Annotated in this window: 14 protein-coding genes; 3 read left to right on the top strand and 11 right to left on the bottom strand. The window is 69.7% G+C overall.

Features of this window, described 5'->3' with window-relative positions; genetic code table 11:
- Window positions 1–370 precede the first annotated feature (370 nt).
- The 3 genes from IG62_RS0116485 to thyX all read right to left on the bottom strand — a co-directional run bounded on the left by IG62_RS0116485 (window position 371) and on the right by thyX (window position 4,025).
- Window positions 371–2,056: a ribonuclease J gene (locus tag IG62_RS0116485; protein ID WP_030802674.1), complete on the bottom strand. Its 1,686-nt coding sequence runs from the start codon at window positions 2,054–2,056 to the stop codon at window positions 371–373.
- A gap of 113 nt (window positions 2,057–2,169) precedes the next feature.
- Window positions 2,170–3,069, bottom strand: a complete 900-nt coding sequence (gene dapA, locus IG62_RS0116480; RefSeq protein WP_030802672.1) for a 4-hydroxy-tetrahydrodipicolinate synthase — start codon at window positions 3,067–3,069, stop codon at window positions 2,170–2,172.
- Window positions 3,070–3,266: 197 nt separating this feature from the next.
- On the bottom strand, window positions 3,267–4,025 hold the full coding sequence (gene thyX / locus IG62_RS0116475; RefSeq protein ID WP_030802670.1) for an FAD-dependent thymidylate synthase: 759 nt from the start codon (window positions 4,023–4,025) through the stop codon (window positions 3,267–3,269).
- A 232-nt stretch (window positions 4,026–4,257) separates the two neighbouring features.
- Between thyX and IG62_RS0116470 the strand changes: the two genes are divergently transcribed.
- On the top strand, window positions 4,258–4,497 hold the full coding sequence (locus tag IG62_RS0116470; RefSeq protein WP_030802667.1) for a hypothetical protein: 240 nt from the start codon (window positions 4,258–4,260) through the stop codon (window positions 4,495–4,497).
- 118 nt (window positions 4,498–4,615) lie between these two features.
- A complete protein-coding gene (locus IG62_RS0116465; protein ID WP_030802665.1) occupies window positions 4,616–5,170 on the top strand; it encodes a PH domain-containing protein in 555 nt (184 codons plus the stop codon).
- A gap of 466 nt (window positions 5,171–5,636) precedes the next feature.
- Here IG62_RS0116465 and IG62_RS0116460 read toward each other — a convergent pair whose 3' ends face one another.
- The 6 genes from IG62_RS0116460 to eccD form a co-directional block, all read right to left on the bottom strand.
- Entirely contained in the window at window positions 5,637–6,086 is a 450-nt protein-coding gene (locus IG62_RS0116460) for a hypothetical protein (protein WP_030802664.1), read from the bottom strand.
- 12 nt (window positions 6,087–6,098) lie between these two features.
- Window positions 6,099–6,851, bottom strand: a complete 753-nt coding sequence (dapB, locus tag IG62_RS0116455) for a 4-hydroxy-tetrahydrodipicolinate reductase (RefSeq protein WP_030802662.1) — start codon at window positions 6,849–6,851, stop codon at window positions 6,099–6,101.
- A 60-nt stretch (window positions 6,852–6,911) separates the two neighbouring features.
- Window positions 6,912–8,291, bottom strand: coding sequence for a M16 family metallopeptidase (locus tag IG62_RS0116450; protein ID WP_030802658.1), 1,380 nt, complete (start codon window positions 8,289–8,291; stop codon window positions 6,912–6,914).
- On the bottom strand, window positions 8,288–10,510 hold the full coding sequence (locus tag IG62_RS0116445) for a polyribonucleotide nucleotidyltransferase (protein ID WP_030802654.1): 2,223 nt from the start codon (window positions 10,508–10,510) through the stop codon (window positions 8,288–8,290). Before IG62_RS0116445 ends, IG62_RS0116450 begins: the two co-directional genes overlap by 4 nt.
- A 292-nt stretch (window positions 10,511–10,802) precedes the next feature.
- Complete coding sequence (gene rpsO, locus IG62_RS0116440; protein WP_006602744.1) at window positions 10,803–11,090, bottom strand: 30S ribosomal protein S15; 288 nt, start codon at window positions 11,088–11,090, stop codon at window positions 10,803–10,805.
- A gap of 153 nt (window positions 11,091–11,243) precedes the next feature.
- Window positions 11,244–12,707, bottom strand: coding sequence for a type VII secretion integral membrane protein EccD (gene eccD / locus IG62_RS0116435; RefSeq protein ID WP_030802651.1), 1,464 nt, complete (start codon window positions 12,705–12,707; stop codon window positions 11,244–11,246).
- A 255-nt stretch (window positions 12,708–12,962) separates the two neighbouring features.
- On the opposite strand from eccD, the gene IG62_RS0116430 reads away from it, so the two are divergent.
- Window positions 12,963–16,919 carry a type VII secretion protein EccC gene (locus tag IG62_RS0116430; protein WP_030802648.1) on the top strand — a complete coding sequence of 1,319 codons (3,957 nt, stop codon included), beginning with the start codon at window positions 12,963–12,965 and terminating at the stop codon, window positions 16,917–16,919.
- A 110-nt stretch (window positions 16,920–17,029) separates the two neighbouring features.
- Here IG62_RS0116430 and IG62_RS0116425 read toward each other — a convergent pair whose 3' ends face one another.
- On the bottom strand, window positions 17,030–17,773 hold the full coding sequence (locus IG62_RS0116425; RefSeq protein WP_030802645.1) for a WXG100 family type VII secretion target: 744 nt from the start codon (window positions 17,771–17,773) through the stop codon (window positions 17,030–17,032).
- Entirely contained in the window at window positions 17,770–18,096 is a 327-nt protein-coding gene (locus IG62_RS0116420) for a hypothetical protein (RefSeq protein WP_030802641.1), read from the bottom strand. Before IG62_RS0116420 ends, IG62_RS0116425 begins: the two co-directional genes overlap by 4 nt.
- Window positions 18,097–18,247 lie beyond the last annotated feature (151 nt).

The following is an 18,247-nucleotide window of genomic DNA, read 5'->3' as shown; positions in this document are numbered from 1 at the left end:
TCCGGGCGCTTCCCTTCGGTCTTGCGTTTCCGACTCTATCAGATCCTTGCGGCTCCGATTTTCGCCGGTGCGTTTCGGCCTTTCGGCTTCTTCGCGGTTTCCGACTCTATCAGAACCGATTTCGTTCCGTTTCCGGTTCGAATTTGGTCCGATTTCCCGTCGGAGGGGGTTTGCCTTTCGGCTGATCCGACTTTATCAGATTGCTCTGGGCCGGAATTCCGCTCCGTAGCGAGGGCGCCCAACGCACAGGCGTGCGGCGCTTCCCGTTCAGGCGGAGCCGTAAACGTACTGGAGCGGGGCGCCCGGATGCAAATCCGGGCGCCCCGCTCCGACTTGAGGACCTTCGTACGACTTCGTACGGGCAGGCGCGTCAGACCTCGACGACCACGGGGAGGATCATCGGGCGGCGGCGGTAGTTGTCCGACACCCACTTGCCGACCGCGCGACGGACCAGCTGCTGGAGCTGGTGCGGCTCGGCGATGCCGTCCTGGGCGGACTTGGCCAGCGCCTCGTCGATCTTGGGTACGGCGGCCGCGAGGGACGCGTCGTCGATGCCGGAGCCACGGGCGTGCAGGTCCGGGCCACCGACGATCTTTCCGGTGCTGGAGTCCACGACCACGAAGACCGAGATGATGCCCTCGTCGCCGAGGATGCGGCGGTCCTTGAGGGAGGTCTCGGTGACATCGCCGACCGACAGGCCGTCGACGTAGACATAGCCGGCCTGGACCTTGCCGGCGATCTTGGCGACGCCGTCGACCAGGTCGACCGCGACACCGTCCTCGGCGATGACGATGCGGTCCTTCGGGACGCCGGTCAGGGCGCCCAGTTCGGCGTTGGCGCGCAGATGGCGCCACTCGCCGTGCACCGGCATGAGGTTCCGGGGCTTGCAGATGTTGTAGAAGTACAGCAGTTCGCCGGCCGAGGCGTGGCCCGAGACATGGACCTTGGCGTTGCCCTTGTGGACGACGTCGGCGCCCCAGCGGGTGAGGCCGTTGATGACGCGGTAGACCGCGTTCTCGTTCCCGGGGATCAGGGACGAGGCCAGGATGACGGTGTCGCCCTGGACGATGCGGATCTGGTGGTCGCGGTTGGCCATGCGGGAGAGGGCGGCCATCGGCTCGCCCTGGGAGCCGGTGCAGACGAGGACGATCTCGTCGTCCGGGAGGTCGTCGAGGGTCTTGACGTCGACGACCAGGCCGGCCGGCACCCGCAGGTAGCCCAGCTCACGGGCGATGCCCATGTTGCGGACCATCGAGCGGCCGACGAAGGCCACCCGGCGGCCGTACTCGTGCGCCGCGTCGAGGATCTGCTGGATGCGGTGCACATGGCTGGCGAAGCTGGCGACGATGATGCGCTTCTGGGCACTGGCGAAGACACCGCGCAGCACGTTGGAGATATCGCGCTCAGGCGGGACGAAGCCGGGAACCTCGGCGTTGGTCGAGTCGGACAGGAGGAGGTCGATGCCCTCCTCGCCGAGCCGGGCGAAGGCCGGGAGGTCGGTCAGGCGGCGGTCCAGCGGGAGCTGGTCCATCTTGAAGTCGCCGGTGTGCACGACCATGCCCGCGGGGGTGCGGATGGCGACGGCCAGGGCGTCCGGGATGGAGTGGTTGACCGCGATGAACTCGCAGTCGAAGGGGCCCAGACGCTCGCGCTCGCCCTCGGCGACCTCGAGCGTGTACGGGCGGATCCGGTGCTCCTGGAGCTTGGCCTCGATCAGGGCGAGGGTCAGCTTGGAGCCGATGAGAGGGATGTCCGGCTTCTCGCGCAGGAGGTAGGGGACGCCGCCGATGTGGTCCTCGTGGCCGTGCGTGAGCACGATGCCGTCGATGTCGTCGAGGCGGTCCCTGATGGACGAGAAGTCCGGCAGGATCAGGTCGATTCCGGGCTGCTCCTCCTCGGGGAAGAGCACTCCGCAGTCGACGATCAGCAGCCGGCCGCCGTATTCGAAGACTGTCATGTTGCGGCCGATCTCACCCAGGCCGCCGAGGGGGGTGACGCGCAGGCCGCCCTTGGGAAGCTTCGGCGGGGCGCCGAGCTCAGGATGCGGATGACTCAAAAGACTCTCCTCACCACACGCGCCACGCTGCCGTAGAGGCACGTGGCGCGCATGACATTCGTGCACTTGCTATAAGGCGGTTGTTGGTCCGTATTCAGTTGTGAAGTCCTTGATCAGAGCTGTACCCCGCCGGCGGCGAGATCGCGCGTGAGCTGCTCGGTCTCCTCGGGGGAGAGCTCGACGAGCGGCAGGCGCAGCGGTCCCGCGGGCAGGCCCTGGAGACCGAGGGCGGCCTTGGTGGTGATGACCCCCTGGGTGCGGAACATGCCGGTGAAGACGGGCAGCAGCTTCTGGTGGATCTCGGTGGCCTTGGTGACGTCGCCGTTGAGATGGGCGTCCAGGAGGGCGCGCAGCTCGGGGGTGACGACGTGTCCGACCACGGAGACGAAGCCGATGGCTCCGACCGAGAGCAGCGGGAGGTTGAGCATGTCGTCGCCGCTGTACCAGGCGAGACCGGAGCGGGCGATGGCCCAGCTGGCGCGGCCGAGGTCGCCCTTGGCGTCCTTGTTGGCGACGATCCGGGGGTGCTCGGCGAGCCGGACGATGGTCTCGGTGTTGATCGGGACGCCGCTGCGGCCGGGGATGTCGTACAGCATCACCGGCAGGTCGGTGGCGTCCGCGATGGCCGTGAAGTGGCGCAGCAGGCCCTCCTGCGGGGGCTTGCTGTAGTACGGCGTGACGGCGAGCAGGCCGTGGGCGCCGGCGTCCTGGGCGGCGCGGGCCAGCTCCAGGCTGTGGTGGGTGTCGTTCGTGCCGGCTCCGGCTACGACAAAGGCACGGTCGCCAACCGCATCGACCACGGCGCGGACCAGCTGGGCTTTCTCCGCGTCACTGGTGGTCGGGGACTCACCGGTGGTGCCGTTGACGACGAGGCCGTCGTTGCCGGCGTCCACCAGATGGGCGGCGAGCCGCTGCGCGCCGTCGAGATCGAGAGCGCCATCCGCCGTGAACGGCGTGACCATGGCGGTCAGCACCCGCCCGAAGGGGGTCTGCGGTGTGGAAGTCGGAGCCATGGGTCCCACGCTACTCGTAGCTCACCGTGGGATGCGCCTCTGGGGAGCAGGGATGTGGACTCCGGCACTGCCTGCTCGGGGGTTCAAGCAGTGCCGGGTCCGTCTGTTCAGCGTAGATGAACTTCTCAAAATGCCGCAATCCGGACACCTCGTACGCCTCTCCCGCGCACCCCGGCGTCCGGCCCGCGGCCTGGGCCTTACGGCGCGATCCGGCCGTTCGCATTGAATGCGCCGTACGTGAGCGGCATGAGCTTGGCCCAGTGGGCCTCCATCTGCTCGCCGACCATCTCGATCTCGCGCTGGGGGAAGGAGGGCACCTTCGCCTGCTCGTGTTGCGTCCGCAGGCCGAGGAAGTGCATCAGGGACCGGGCGTTGCAGGTCGCGTACATCGAGGAGTACAGACCGACGGGGAGGACCGCGCGGGCGACCTCGCGGGCGACGCCGGCGGCGAGCATCTCCTGGTAGGCGGCGTACGCCTGGCGGTAGGAGTCCTCCATGACGCGGCCGGTGAGCTCGTACTGCGCGGCGGTGCCCTCGACGAATTCGTACTTGCCCGGGCGGCCCTGCTGGACGAGCTTGCGGGACTCGCCGGGGACGTAGAAGACCGGCTCCAGCTGACGGTAGCGGCCGGACTCCTCGTTGTACGACCAGCCGACGCGGTGGCGCATGAACTCGCGGAAGACGAAGATCGGCGCGCTGATGAAGAAGGTCATGGAGTTGTGCTCGAACGGGCTGCCGTGCCGGTCGCGCATGAGGAAGTTGATCAGGCCCTTGGAGCGCTCGGGGTCCTTCTGGAGCTCCTCGAGGGACTGCTCGCCGGCCGTGGAGACCCGGGCCGCCCAGAGCACGTCGCTGTCCGCGGCACTGTGCTTGACCAGCTCGACCGTCACCTCGCTCCGGAAGCTGACGGCTGCAGCCTCGGGGCTCTCAGCGCTCTCGGCGGGGGTGTGCGACACCGGCGGTTCCTTCCGTTCGATCCTCGTGCGCGACCAGCCTACGGCCCGCCACTGACAGTCCAGGAAATACGGCGTGATGCCGCGTTAGCCGCAAAAGGGACGCTCTATAGCAGGGGATCGAGCGGGAGTTGATATTTTTCACAGAAGTCTTGGAAAACGGGCACCAAACGGGCGGCGCAGACGTCTATCCCTGTGACAGTGCCCACTACGAGGTTCCTAGGAGAGCCCCCTCATGTTCCGCCGGCGCGAGCCCGTCCCGTTCGCCTTCGTCGCAGAGGCAGACCGGTTCCGCAGCAATGTCACTCCCCCGCCGCGCGCACGTCTCTCACGTGCGCAGCTCGTCGGCCAGTCAATGATCACGCTAACAGTGGTGGGAGGCCTCGCCGGCGCCCTGCTGTTCGGCGTTCCCGCACTGCAGCAGGACAGCTCGGCCTCCAACCGGGTGCATCAGTCCGAGGCCGCCCACCGCTGAGCGGCAGGGGGCCGGGGCGGACCAAGTGGTTCCGCCCCGTCGGCCCCGATAGCCTCACCGGTCACAGCTTCCACCGGTACGCCCCCGCGTGCCGAGCAGCCACCAGTGAGGATCAGCCGTGCCCCTGCCCTTCCTGACGGCCGACCGCCACCTCGACAACGGTGCCGCCGAACAGGCCGCACTGCCGTACGACGAGCCCGACCACTGGCGCCGTCCCTACCGCCCCGGACCGTGGCGGGTAGGGGCGGCGGCTGTGTTTCTGCTGCTCGCGTCGTTCGTCTTCCTGTCCGCGATGATCATCGCGATGGCCGGCTCCCTGCCCGCGGCGGCCGCGGTGGCGGCGACCGGCGGCCTGCTCATCGCGCTCGCGCTGCGGCTGCTGCGGGTGGGTGTGTGGGTCAGCGCCCGGGGCCTGCGCCAGGTGAACCTGCTGCGGACGACCACGCAATCGTGGAGCGCGATCGCGTCGGTCCGTACGGTCCAGCAACCGGTGCGCTGGCTCGGCCTGCCGAGGACCGTGCAGGGCCAGGCGCTCCTCGTCGAGCGGCGCCAGGGCGAACCGCTGCGGACCCTGGTCACGGACCACAGCGGCGACTTCCTCGGCCGCCCGGAATCCTTCGAACACGCCGCGGACGTCCTGGAGGCATGGGCGGCGGAGTACCGGCGGGGGTAGGGGCGGGGCAGGAGGCGGTGAAGGGCGGGGGCCCTTTGCGTCCCTTAGGGGGCGGGGGAACAGATCCCCTAAGGGACGCAAAGGCCCCCTGCGGAGCCACAACCGGTTTGGGGGCGGGGGGTATTCCCGTCTGGGGGCAGGTCGCTGGCCGGTGGCCTCCGGGCCAGGCAGGTGTGCAGCGGCCGGTATGCGCCGCCGCGGGGCCACAGACGGTTGCGGGTGGAGGGGGTATTCCGGCGGGGTGCGGGACTGGTACCGGGGGGCGGACCCGGTATGCGTCGCCCGGCCCACGGCCCGCCCCGGCCCGCGTGTTGCCGGTTCTTGGCTAGACCGCCGGCCCGGCCCCCGGCCCGTCGCCGGCCCATGGCTAAACCGCCGTCCCGTTCCGGTCCCGCTCTGGTGCCGGTTCTCCGTGAGGCCGTCGGCTCGCCGCGTTCCCAGTCCTGTGCCCTGTTGCCGCGCCTTGTTAGGCCGTGGCCCCGGCCTCGTAGAGGGTGATGGCGCGTTGCATGGCCTTGCGGGCGCGGGGGGTGTCGCGGGCGTCGTGGTAGGCGACGGCCAGGCGGAACCAGGTGCGCCAGTCGCCGGGGGCGGCTTCGGTCTCGGCCTGGCGGCGGGCGAAGACCTCGTCGGCGGAGTCCCGGTCGATGCGGCCGCCGGGGGTCCGCTTCAGTTCGTCGGCCGGGAGGCCGCCCTCCGCCTCCAGTACGGCCGCGAGCCGGTGGGCGTTGCGGGCGAAGCGGGTGTTGTGCCACAGGAACCAGCCGCCGAGGCAGGGCAGCACGAAGGCCACCGCGCCCATGCCCATGGCTGCCGGCTCGCCGGTCAGCAGCAGCAGTACGCCCTCCATGGCCACCACGCCGAAGACGAGGACCAGAACGGTGGCGAGGAAGAAGTAGGTGAACTTTCCGCCCATGACTGCCGTGCCTCAGCCCAGATCGAGGAAGTTTTCCAGGCCCACCGTCAGGCCCGGAGTGGTCACCACGCGGCGGACGCCGAGCAGGATGCCGGGCATGAAGCTGCTGTGGTGGAGGGAGTCGTGGCGGATGGTGAGGGTTTCGCCCTCGCCGCCGAGGAGGACCTCCTGGTGGGCCAGCAGGCCGCGCAGGCGGACCGAGTGGACCGGAATGCCGTCGACGTCGGCGCCGCGGGCACCGTCCAGCGCGGTGGCGGTGGCGTCCGGCTGCGGCGCGCAGCCGGCCTGCGCGCGGGCCTCGGCGATCAGCTGGGCGGTGCGCGCCGCCGTGCCGGAGGGTGCGTCGGCCTTGTTCGGGTGGTGCAGCTCGACGACCTCGACGGACTCGAAGAACCGGGCCGCCTGCTGGGCGAACCGCATGGTCAGCACCGCACCGATGGAGAAGTTCGGGGCGATCAGCACGCCCGCCTGCGGTGCCGCGGCGAGTGAGGTGCGCAGCTGCGCGAGGCGGTCCTCGGTCCACCCGGTGGTGCCGACGACGGCGTGGATGCCGTGCCGGACGCAGTAGTCGAGGTTGCCCATGACCGAGGCGGGGTTGGTCAGTTCGACCACGACCTGGGTGTCGTTCTCGACCAGCGTCTCCAGCTTGTCGCCGCGGCCCAGGGCGGCGACCAGCTCCATGTCCTCGGCGGCCTCGACGGCCCGTACGGCCTCGGAGCCGATGCGGCCCCGGGCTCCGAGTACGGCCACGCGCAGCTTGCTCATCGTTTCCTGTCTTTCTGTCGGTGGTACGGCGACGGGCGGCCCCGCTCACACGGTGCGGCGCTAGGCGACGATGTCGTCCAGGCGCGCCGCCTGCCGGTCCTTCAGCGGTCCGATGACGGAGAGCGAGGGGCGCCGGCCCAGGACCTCGCGGGCCACCTCACGCACCTCGTCGGGGGTGACGGCCGCTATCCGGGCGAGCATCTCGTCGACCGACATCTGCTCGCCCCAGCACAGCTCGCTCTTGCCGATGCGGTGCATCAGCGCACCGGTGTCCTCCAGGCCGAGGACGGTGGAGCCGCGCAGCTGGCCGATCGCGCGGTGGATCTCGTCGTCGCTCAGGCCGTGCGCGGCCACCTGGTCGAGTTCGTCGCGGCAGATCTTGAGGACGTCGTCGACCTGGTTGGGGCGGCAGCCCGCGTAGACGCCGAACAGGCCGCAGTCGGCGAAGCCCGAGGTGTAGGAGTACACGCTGTAGGCGAGGCCGCGCTTCTCCCGGACCTCCTGGAAGAGCCGGGAGGACATGCCGCCGCCGAGGGCGGTGTTCAGTACGCCCATGGCCCAGCGGCGGTCGTCGGTGCGGGCCATGCCGGGGACGCCGAGGACCACATGGGCCTGTTCGGTCCTGCGGTTGAGCAGTTCGACGCGGCCGGCGGTGCGGATCGCGCGGGCTCCGGAGCGCGGTGCGACCGGGACGGCGTCCGTCCGGTCGAGCGCGCCGGCCTGCTCGAAGGCGCGGCGGACCTGGCGGACGACCTTGGCGTGGTCGATGTTGCCGGCCGCGGTGACGACGAGGTGGGTGGGGTCGTAGTGCTTCCGGTAGAAGCGGCGGATGCGGTCGGCGGTGAGGGCGTTGACGGTGTCGACGGTGCCCAGGACGGGGCGGCCGAGCGGGGTGTCACCGAGCATGGTGTGGGCGAACAGGTCGTGGACGCAGTCGCCCGGGTCGTCCTCGGTCATCGCGATCTCTTCGAGGATGACGCCGCGCTCGGCGTCCACGTCCTCGGCCTCGATCAGTGAGCCGGTGAGCATGTCGCACACCACGTCGATGGCGAGCGGCAGGTCGGTGTCGAGCACCCGCGCGTAGTAGCAGGTGTATTCCTTCGCGGTGAAGGCGTTCATCTCGCCGCCGACCGCGTCGATGGCCGAGGAGATGTCCAGCGCGCTGCGCTGCTCGGTGCCCTTGAACAGCAGGTGTTCGAGGTAGTGCGTGGCGCCGTTCAGGGCCGGGGTCTCGTCGCGGGAGCCGACGTGCGCCCAGATGCCGAAGGTGACGGAGCGGACCGAGGGCAGCGTCTCGGTGACGATGCGCAGGCCGCCGGGCAGGGTGGTCCGGCGGACCGTACCGGCGCCCGCGGTGCCCTTGAGAAGCGTTTGGGTACGGGCGACGGCCCGCCCCTCCGTGGAGGTGCGGGCCGTCGTCGTGTGCGTACGGGACGTCACTTGTCGGCGTCGTCCTTCTTGTCTTCCTTGGCGGCGTCCTCTTCCTCGATCACGGGGATGAGGGAGAGCTTGCCGCGCTGGTCGATCTCGGCGATCTCGACCTGGACCTTGGCGCCGACGCCGAGCACGTCCTCGACGTTCTCCACGCGCTTGCCGCCGGCGAGCTTGCGGATCTGCGAGATGTGCAGCAGGCCGTCCTTGCCCGGGAGCAGGGAGACGAACGCACCGAAGGTGGTGGTCTTGACGACCGTGCCCAGGTAGCGCTCGCCGACCTCCGGCATGGTCGGGTTGGCGATGCCGTTGATCGTGGCGCGGGCGGCCTCGGCGGCCGGGCCGTCGGCGGCACCGATGTAGATGGTGCCGTCGTCCTCGATCGTGATCTCGGCGCCGGTGTCCTCCTGGATCTGGTTGATCATCTTGCCCTTGGGGCCGATGACCTCGCCGATCTTGTCCACGGGGATCTTGACGGTGATGATCCGCGGGGCGTTCGGGGACATCTCGTCCGGGGTGTCGATCGCCTCCATCATCACGTCGAGGATGTGCAGACGGGCGTCGCGGGCCTGCTTGAGGGCCGCGGCCAGGACGGACGCCGGGATGCCGTCCAGCTTGGTGTCGAGCTGGAGGGCGGTGACGAACTGCTTGGTGCCGGCGACCTTGAAGTCCATGTCGCCGAAGGCGTCCTCCGCACCGAGGATGTCGGTGAGGGTGACGTAGTGGGTCTCGCCGTCGATCTCCTGGGAGATCAGGCCCATGGCGATACCGGCGACCGGGGCCTTGAGCGGCACACCGGCGTTCAGCAGCGACATGGTGGAGGCGCAGACCGAGCCCATGGACGTCGAGCCGTTGGAGCCGAGAGCCTCGGACACCTGGCGGATCGCGTAGGGGAACTCCTCGCGGGTCGGCAGGACCGGCATCAGCGCGCGCTCGGCGAGCGCGCCGTGGCCGATCTCGCGGCGCTTCGGGGAGCCGACGCGGCCGGTCTCGCCGGTGGAGTACGGCGGGAAGTTGTAGTTGTGCATGTAGCGCTTGCGGGTCACCGGGGAGAGGGTGTCCAGCTGCTGCTCCATGCGGAGCATGTTGAGGGTGGTGACGCCCAGGATCTGGGTCTCGCCACGCTCGAACAGGGCGGAGCCGTGCACCCGCGGGATCGCCTCGACCTCGGCGGCGAGCGTACGGATGTCCGTGACGCCGCGGCCGTCGATGCGCTTCTTCTCCTTGATGACGCGCTCACGGACCAGGGTCTTGGTCAGCGAGCGGTACGCGGCGGAGATCTCCTTCTCGCGGCCCTCGAACTCCGGCAGGAGCTTCTCGGCGGCGAGCGCCTTGACGCGGTCGAGCTCCGACTCGCGCTCCTGCTTGCCGGCGATGGTCAGCGCCTGGGCGAGCTCGTCCTTGACGGCCTTGGTGAGGGCCTCCAGGACGTCGTCCTGGTAGTCGAGGAAGATCGGGAACTCACCGGTCGGCTTGGCGGCCTTGGCGGCCAGGTCCGCCTGGGCCTTGCACAGGACCTTGATGAACGGCTTCGCGGCCTCCAGGCCGGCGGCGACGACCTCTTCGGTCGGGGCCTCGGCGCCGTCCTTGACCAGCTGGATGGTCTGGTCGGTGGCCTCGGCCTCGACCATCATGATCGCGACGTCGCCGTCCGGGAGGACCCGGCCGGCCACGACCATGTCGAAGACCGCGTCCTCGAGCTCGGTGTGCGTCGGGAAGGCGACCCACTGGCCCTTGATGAGGGCGACGCGGGTACCGCCGATGGGGCCCGAGAAGGGCAGGCCGGCCAGCTGCGTGGAGCAGGAGGCGGCGTTGATGGCGACCACGTCGTAGAGGTGGTCGGGGTTGAGCGCCATGATCGTCTCGACGATCTGGATCTCGTTGCGCAGGCCCTTCTTGAAGGACGGGCGCAGCGGGCGGTCGATCAGGCGACAGGTGAGGATGGCGTCCTCGGAGGGGCGGCCCTCACGGCGGAAGAAGGAGCCGGGGATCTTCCCGGCCGAGTACATCCGCTCCTCGACGTCGACGGTCAGCGGGAAGAAGTCCAGCTGGTCCTTCGGGGTCTTGGAAGCGGTGGTGGCCGACAGCACCATGGTGTCGTCGTCCAGGTACGCCACGGCGGAGCCGGCGGCCTGCTTGGCCAGGCGGCCCGTCTCGAAGCGGATGGTGCGGGTGCCGAAGGAACCGTTGTCGATCACGGCTTCGGCGTAGTGGGTCTCGTTCTCCACCAGGAATATCTCCTCGTCTGCGTCTGCTGCCCGTGTGGCAGCAGACCTTCTCGGTGGAGCGCCGGTGCGGGCCGGTCTTCGATCGAAGCACCCGGAGTGATGCGACATGCCGTGCATGGATCGTCCGGGGGCCACTACCGAGGACCGGCGGCCAGGAGGCGCTCCTACCGCGTTCAGTTTTGCGATATGGCACCAGAGTACAAAGCTTCCGTCCACCATGAGGTGGCACGGACATCCGGTGCGTACGGCAAAGGGAGCGGCCCCCGGTGGGAACCGCTCCCTTTACGGCGTCTTACTTGGCGCCCGCCGCGCCGCGGCGGATGCCCAGGCGCTCGACCAGCGCGCGGAAGCGCGTGATGTCCTTCTTCGCCAGGTACTGCAGCAGGCGGCGGCGCTGGCCGACCAGCAGCAGCAGACCACGGCGGGAGTGGTGGTCGTGCTTGTGGGTCTTGAGGTGCTCGGTCAGGTCCGAGATGCGGCGGGAGAGCATCGCGACCTGGACCTCGGGGGAGCCGGTGTCACCCTCCTTGGTGGCGAACTCGGCCATGATCTGCTTCTTCGTAGCGGCGTCGAGCGACACGCGGTACTCCTCAGGGTTCCGGCCGGTGAGCGTCCCTGGTTGACTTCACAGGGAATCTTGGATGACTCGTCCGGGCCGTTACACAGCGTACCAGCTGGAAAACGGCCCCCCGACCGGGTGGTCGGGGGGCCGTTTTCGTAAGCGGGGGCCGTGCTAGTTGCCGGTGAGGCCGCGCACGGTGTTGTAGACGTCGAGGACCGCCAGGCACAGCGGCACCAGGGAGAGCAGCACGAGACCGTCGAAGATGTCGAAGATCCGGCCCCAGAAGGGGGTGACGCCCTTGCGGGGGACGACCAGGCCGACGCCGACGAGGACGGCCGCGCCGACCGCGATGCTGCTGGAGAACCAGACGGTGCGGATGTTGAGCGGTCCGGCGTCCTGGTACTGCAGGAGGTCGACGAAGATGTCCTGCGGCGGGTGCAGCGCGATGCCCAGGATGAGCAGGACGATGGTCAGGATGCCGGCGATGGTCAGGCAGGCGACCTGCGCGGTGTAGTCGAAGAGCCGGGCGCGGAGCATGATCGTGATGCCGGCGGCCAGGGCGAGCAGCTGGGCCCACATGTTGTCGGAGAAGCCGAGGACGACACCGGCGGAGCCGACGACGAGGGCGGAGCAGCCGGCGACAAGGCCGAGCAGCAGTTCGTGGCCGCGCTTGGCCTGGTTGCCGATCTTGATGAAGTCGACGGACTCGGTCTCGCCGCCGTTGTCCAGGGAGCCCTTGGCGATCTGGTCCGGGGAGCGGTAGCCGATGGGCAGCCGGGCGAAGCGGGCGGAGAGGCCGGGGAGCCAGGCGACCATGGCGATGGCGACGACGGCGGTGACGGCGGCGACCTCGCGGCCCTGGGCGTCGGTGAGGATCGCGGCGAAGACCGCGAGGGTGCCGATGGCGGAGAGGAAGGCGGCCGCGACGAACGGGGCGTCGCCGCGCGGCAGCAGCACCACCAGCAGGACGGACGCGATGAGTACGGTCACGCAGCCGACGAGGAGGTGCAGCCGGCCGGGGCCGGCGCCGTCTTCGACCGGGAAGATGCCGGAGCCGGCGATCAGCAGGTGCGGCAGCGCGGACAGGCCCAGGGCGATGGAGGAGCCGTGGTCGTCGTAGACCCGGGCCCGGACGCCGGCGAGGGCGACCAGGACGATGCCGACGACGCCGGCGATGATGCCGGGCAGGCGGTGCATGTCGCGGTTCATCGGGTTCGAGAACCACAGCGCGAACGCCATCATGACGAGCAGCAGCACACCGGCGCTGAGGCCGAGGGTGTGCATGAGGTCGTCGCTCCAGCGGCTGCGGTTGCGCTTGACCGCGGAGGCGACCGCGTCGGAGACGTCGTCGAAGACCGGGAGCGGCAGCGATTCGGCGAACGGCTTCAGGAGCAGGAGGTCGCCGTCGAGGATCTGCTGTTGCGCGAGCGACTGCCCGGCGTCGAGGACCGTTCCGTCGCGGCGTACGAGGTGATAGCCGGTCGGCGCACCCTCCGCCTGGGACTGCCCGGAGAGCCGCAGGATCTCCGGGTAAATGTCGACGAGTGCGACGTCCTCCGGCAGTGCCACGTCGATCCGTGCATCGGGCGCGGCGACCGTGACCCGGCAAAAGCCGGTGCCAGTGCTCGTGCTCACCTGGCGGTTCCCCCTATCCGTTGGGCGTTTTGTCGCTTCGCGCGCCGTATATATAGAGCCGTCTCTGCGGGGCCGTGGCACGCTCGCGAGGCGTCAGCGTACCGTCCAATTCGGCGACCGCCCCACCCACCCCGCGACTTGACGCTTAACAGTAGGATCAACGCCTGGTTCGGGCCAAGGACTTGGCTCGGGGGGACCGTCGAATCCAACGGGGGCGGTCCGAGACTGCGAGATGCATGAAGGACTGATGCCTCGGTGAGCGTTGTCATCGTCAAGCGCCCGCCCCGCGCGCTGCCACCTGAAGTCCCCTCGGAGGAGGTGACACTTGAGGCTCCGCCTGAGCTGCCCCGCGAAGGTGAGCAGGAGAACCTCTTCATGACGTTTATGCCCATGATGGGTATGGCGTCCTCCGCGGGATTCCTGTTCATGGGCAACCAGCCGTTCATGAAAATCATGGGTGGCTTTATGGTGGCGTCCACGTTGGCAATGGCGATCATGCAGATCGTCAAGGCGCGGCAAGGCCCTTCGGGACAAATGGTCCAGGAGCGCCAGGATTACCTCAAGTACCTTGCGCAGAAGCGGAAAGAGGTACGGCGTACCGCGCGTAAGCAGCGGGATGCACAGCTTTTCACCCACCCCGATCCGAGCCAGTTGTGGTCGATCGTCGCGGAGGGCAAACGCGTCTGGGAACGGCGGGCGACCGATCCGGACTTCGGGCAGGTGCGTCTCGGGCTCGGGCCGCAGCAGCTGGCCACCCCGCTGAGGGCTCCGGAGACCGCTCCGGTCGACGAGCTGGAGCCGCTCACCGCGCATGCGATGAAGGAATTCCTCGACAAGCACGGGCAGTTGGACAACCTGCCGCTCGCGGTCTCGCTGCGCGCCTTCTACCACCTGACCGTCTCCGGTGACCCGGACACCGTCTACGGCTCGGCCCGCGCCATCATTTCCCAGCTGTGTACCCTGCACTCCCCCGAGGACCTGGTCGTGGCCGTCGTCGCCGCGCCCGGTGCGCAGGCGGAGTGGGAGTGGACGAAGTGGCTGCCGCAGGTGCAGGACAAGACCACGGACGGCGCGGGCAGCCGCCGGCTGGTCGTCGGTGACCTCGGCGAGGTCGAGGAGCTGCTGGCGGACGAGCTGGAGGGCCGCGGGCGGTTCAACCCGCAGGGCACCCCGGTCACCGACACCCCGCACGTGGTGATCGTGCTGGACGGCGGCGAGGTGCCGATGGACTCGGTGATCGCCGGGGCCGAGGGCCTGCAGGGCGTCACCATCATCGAGGTCGTCCCGGGCGACCTGGACGAGATCCGCGGTGGTCTGGCCGTCCAGGTGTGGCCGGGCAAGCTGGTGCTGGAGTCGGCCAGCGGCGCGGTCTACCACGGTGTCTGCGACACCCTCTCGATCGCCGAATCGGAGGCGCTGGCGCGCCAGCTGGCCCCGCTGCGGGCGGGCTCCGGTGCCGACGGCGAGGAACCGCTGCTGTCCGCCCTGGACTTCACCGACCTGCTCAACATCGGCGACGCCGGGTCCCTGGACGTGTCGCGCACCTGGCGGCCGCGGACGCTGGCCGAGCGGCTGCGCGTCCCGATCGGTGTGGACCGCGACGGCCAGCCGGTCATGCTGGACATCAAGGAAGCCTCGCAGCAGGGCATGGGCCCGCACGGCCTGTGTGTCGGTGCGACCGGTTCCGGTAAGTCCGAGGTGCTGCGCACCCTGGTGCTCGCCCTCGCGGTCACGCACTCCTCCGAGACGCTGAACTTCATCCTCGCGGACTTCAAGGGTGGCGCCACCTTCACCGGTATGTCGGACATGCCGCACGTCGCGGCGGTCATCACCAACCTCGGTGAGGACGTCACGCTGATCGACCGCATGCGCGACTCGATCACCGGTGAACTCCAGCGGCGCCAGGAGCTGCTGCGCTCCGCGGGCAACTACGCCAACATCACCGACTACGAGAAGGCGCGTGCCGCGGGTGCCCCGCTGGATCCGCTGCCCTCGCTGGTGATGATCATCGACGAGTTCTCCGAGCTGCTCGCCGCCAAGCCCGACTTCATCGAGATGTTCATCCAGATCGGCCGTATCGGCCGTTCGATGGGTGTGCACATGCTGCTCGCCTCGCAGCGTCTGGAAGAGGGCAAGCTGCGCGGTCTGGACACCTTCCTGTCCTACCGGCTGGGTCTGCGGACGTTCTCCGCGGCCGAGTCGCGGACCGCGATCGGTGTGCCGGACGCCTACCACCTGCCGAACGTCCCCGGTTCCGGCATCCTGAAGTACGACACCGAGACGATGGTGCAGTTCAAGGCCGCGTATGTGTCCGGTACCTACCGCGGTCCGGGCGGCGGCGGCCGGGGCGGCAGCGGCGGCCGGTCGATGCGGTTGCCGGTGCCGTTCACCGCGGCCCCGGTCATCGAGCAGATCATCGAGGAGCCCGTCGTCGAGGCGACGGAGCCGGAGATCGACGACGCGCTCGCCGACACCGTGCTGGACGTCATGGTCCAGCGGATGCAGGGCCAGGGCCCGCCGGCGCACCAGGTGTGGCTGCCCCCACTGGAGGAGGCGCCGACCGTCAACCAGCTGCTGCCGGCGCTCGCGGTCACGCCCGAGCGGGGCGTGCACGCGGCGGAGTACACCGCGCTGGGCAAGCTCGTGGTGCCGGTCGCGCTGGTGGACAAGCCGTTCGAGCAGCGGCGTGACGTGATGTACCTGGACTTCTCGGCCGGTGCCGGTCACGGCCTGGTCGTCGGTGGTCCGCAGTCCGGCAAGTCGACCCTGATCCGTTCCGCCATCGCGGCGTTCGCGCTCACCCACACCCCGGGCGAGGTGCAGTTCTACTGCCTCGACTTCGGTGGTGGCGGCATGCTCACGATGGAGGACCTGCCGCACGTCGGCGGGGTCGCCTCGCGTCTGGACGCGGAGAAGGTCCGCCGTACGGTCGCCGAGGTCGTGGGCATCCTCAACGAGCGCGAGGAGTTCTTCCGGCAGAACAACATCGACTCGATCGCGACCTACCGCCAGCGGCGGGCCGCGGGCGCCTTCCCCGGTGAGAAGTGGGGCGACGTCTTCCTCGTCATCGACGGCTGGGCGACGTTCAAGACCGACTACGAGCAGCTGGACCCGGTGATCCTGGACATCGCCGCCCGCGGTCTCGGTTTCGGTGTCCACCTGATCATCGCCGGTGCCCGTTACACCGAGGTCCGTCCGGCCCTGCGCGACCAGCTCCTCAACCGTGTCGAGCTGCGCCTGGGTGACCCGATGGAGTCGGAGTTCGACCGCAAGCGCGCGGAGAACGTCCCGATGGGCAAGCCGGGCCGTGGTCTGTCCCCGGAGAAGCTCGACTTCCTCTCGGCGCTGCCGCGCCTGGACGGCATGAGCGACCCGGAGACGATCAGCGACGGCATCGCCAACCTGGTGGCGACGGTCAAGGAGCACTGGCAGGGCGAGCCCGCCCCCAAGGTGCGGATGCTGCCGACGATGCTGCGCGCCACCGACCTGCCCAAGGGCAGCGACTACCCGGAGCACGGCATCGCGATCGGTGTGGACGAGACCACGCTGTCGCCGGCGTTCATCGACTTCGAGACCGACCCGCTGCTGGTCATCTACGGCGAGAGCGAGTCCGGAAAGTCGTCGCTGCTGCGCCTGCTGGCCAAGCAGATCGCCGAGCGTTACCCGTCGGACAAGGCGCTCATGGTGGTCTCCGACTACCGCCGTGCGCTGCTCGGGGAGATCCCCGAGAGCCACATGTACAAGTACTGCGCCGCGGGCCCGCAGCTGCAGGAGGTCATCAGCGGACTGGCGGGTTCGCTGGGCCGCCGGATGCCCGGGCCGGACGTCACGCCGGAGCAGCTGCGCAACCGCAGCTGGTACGACCTGCCGGACGCGTTCGTGATCGTGGACGACTACGACCTGGTGGCGACCAGCAGCGGCAACCCGCTGCAGCCGTTGCTGGAGTACCTGCCGTTCGCCCGTGACCTGGGTCTGCGCCTGATCATCGCGCGCAGCTCCTCGGGCGCCGGACGGTCGTCGTTCGAGCCCGTGATGCAGCGTACGAAGGAGCTCGGCGCGCAGGGTCTGATCCTGTCGGCCGACCCGGCGGAGGGCCCGCTGATGGGCAACATCAAGGGTCAGCAGCTGACGCCCGGCCGGGCCACGTTCATCACGCGCAAGCGTGGTGCGCAGCTGGTCCAGACGGGCTGGCTGCCGGCCCACAGCGGGTAACCGGCGAGCACGGCAACGGCGGTGGGGCGTCCCTGAAGGAGGGGCGCCCCACCGCCGTTTCTCATGTGCTGCACCTGGGCCGGACCGCCGCGGGCGGCGCGGCCCGTCGCTCAGCCGAACGCGCCGTGCTGGGTGGTGTCCGGGGCGGCCGGTTCCGCGGGCTTCTTCTCCGCCGCGGCCGGTGCGTCCTTCTTGCCGGACGCGCCCGAGGTGGCGGAGCCGGCGGAGGTGGCCGGCGTGGCCTTGGGGTCGCGTTCCGCGCCCGGTGCCGGCTCCGGGTCGGCCGGCCGGGTCCGTACGCCCTTGGCGAGGCCCTCGCCGCCGCGGGTCGCGGCCTCGCCGTCCCGGGCCGGTCCGAACGGGTCCGGCCCGTGGGCGGCCGTGGAGGTCTCCCAGGTGTGCGTCACCTGCGGGACCGAGCTCTGGCCGCCGCCCTTGCCGCCGCGCTTGCCGAACGCGCCGCCGAGGCCGTTGGCGAGCTGGCCGAGCGCCATGAAGCCGTAGGCGACCTGGGGGCCGGACGATCCCTGGCCGCCGCCCGAGGCGCTGTGCGCCTGCGGGGCGCCGTGGTCCTGGTCGTCCTTGTCGTCCTTGTCGTCGTCGGGGTGCTGCGCGGCGGCGTTCTCCAGGTCGGCCGCGGCCAGTTCGAAGGCCGGCAGCGCCTCGTCGACGGACCGCTTGAGGCGGTGCCACTCCGCGGCGAACGCCTCGCCCGCCGGGCCGTGCCAGTTGGCCGCGGCCGCGGTACCGACATGCCGGTCCAGGTCGCGGACCATGCCGTCGAGGTGCCTGCCCATCTCCCGCCAGCCGGCCGCCGCTTCGTGCAGTGCCTCGGGGTTGCGTCGTCCGCTCACTTGGCGCTCCGCATCTTCTCGACGCTCCGCAGGGTGTCGACCAGCTCGTCCTCGGCCGCCTCGGTGTTGGCGACGGTCTCCTTGATGCCGCTGCTGACCTCGGCGAGCCGTTCCTGCAGCTGGACCAGGGCGTGCTCGGCCTGCTCGTACAGCTCGCGGAACGGCCGGGCCGCCTCGTCGCTGCCGAATCCGTCCCGCAGCGCCTCGGCATCGGCCCGCCGTCTGAATGCGGCCAACTGCCGGCTCAGTTCTTCCGCGCGTATCCCGAAGGAGGCACCGAGCGTGTGCAACTCCTCCGTACTGAGCCGGACTTCGTCGGACATCATTTCTCCCCGAATTGAATGACAGCTGCCTGCCAACATCGCCTCAGGTCTAGCACACCCGCAATAGCACCGAAGCCCACTGTTGATCGGCCGGCCGCCCGGCCGCGGAATGGATACGGAGCAATATGCGGCAATACCGACAACCCCCGCC

Source organism: Streptomyces sp. NRRL S-337, assembly GCF_000720175.1.
Taxonomy (GTDB): Bacteria; Actinomycetota; Actinomycetes; order Streptomycetales; family Streptomycetaceae; genus Streptomyces; species Streptomyces siderophoricus.
The sequence above is the reverse complement of the archived record's forward strand: the minus strand, read 5'-3'. Positions and strand labels throughout refer to the sequence as shown.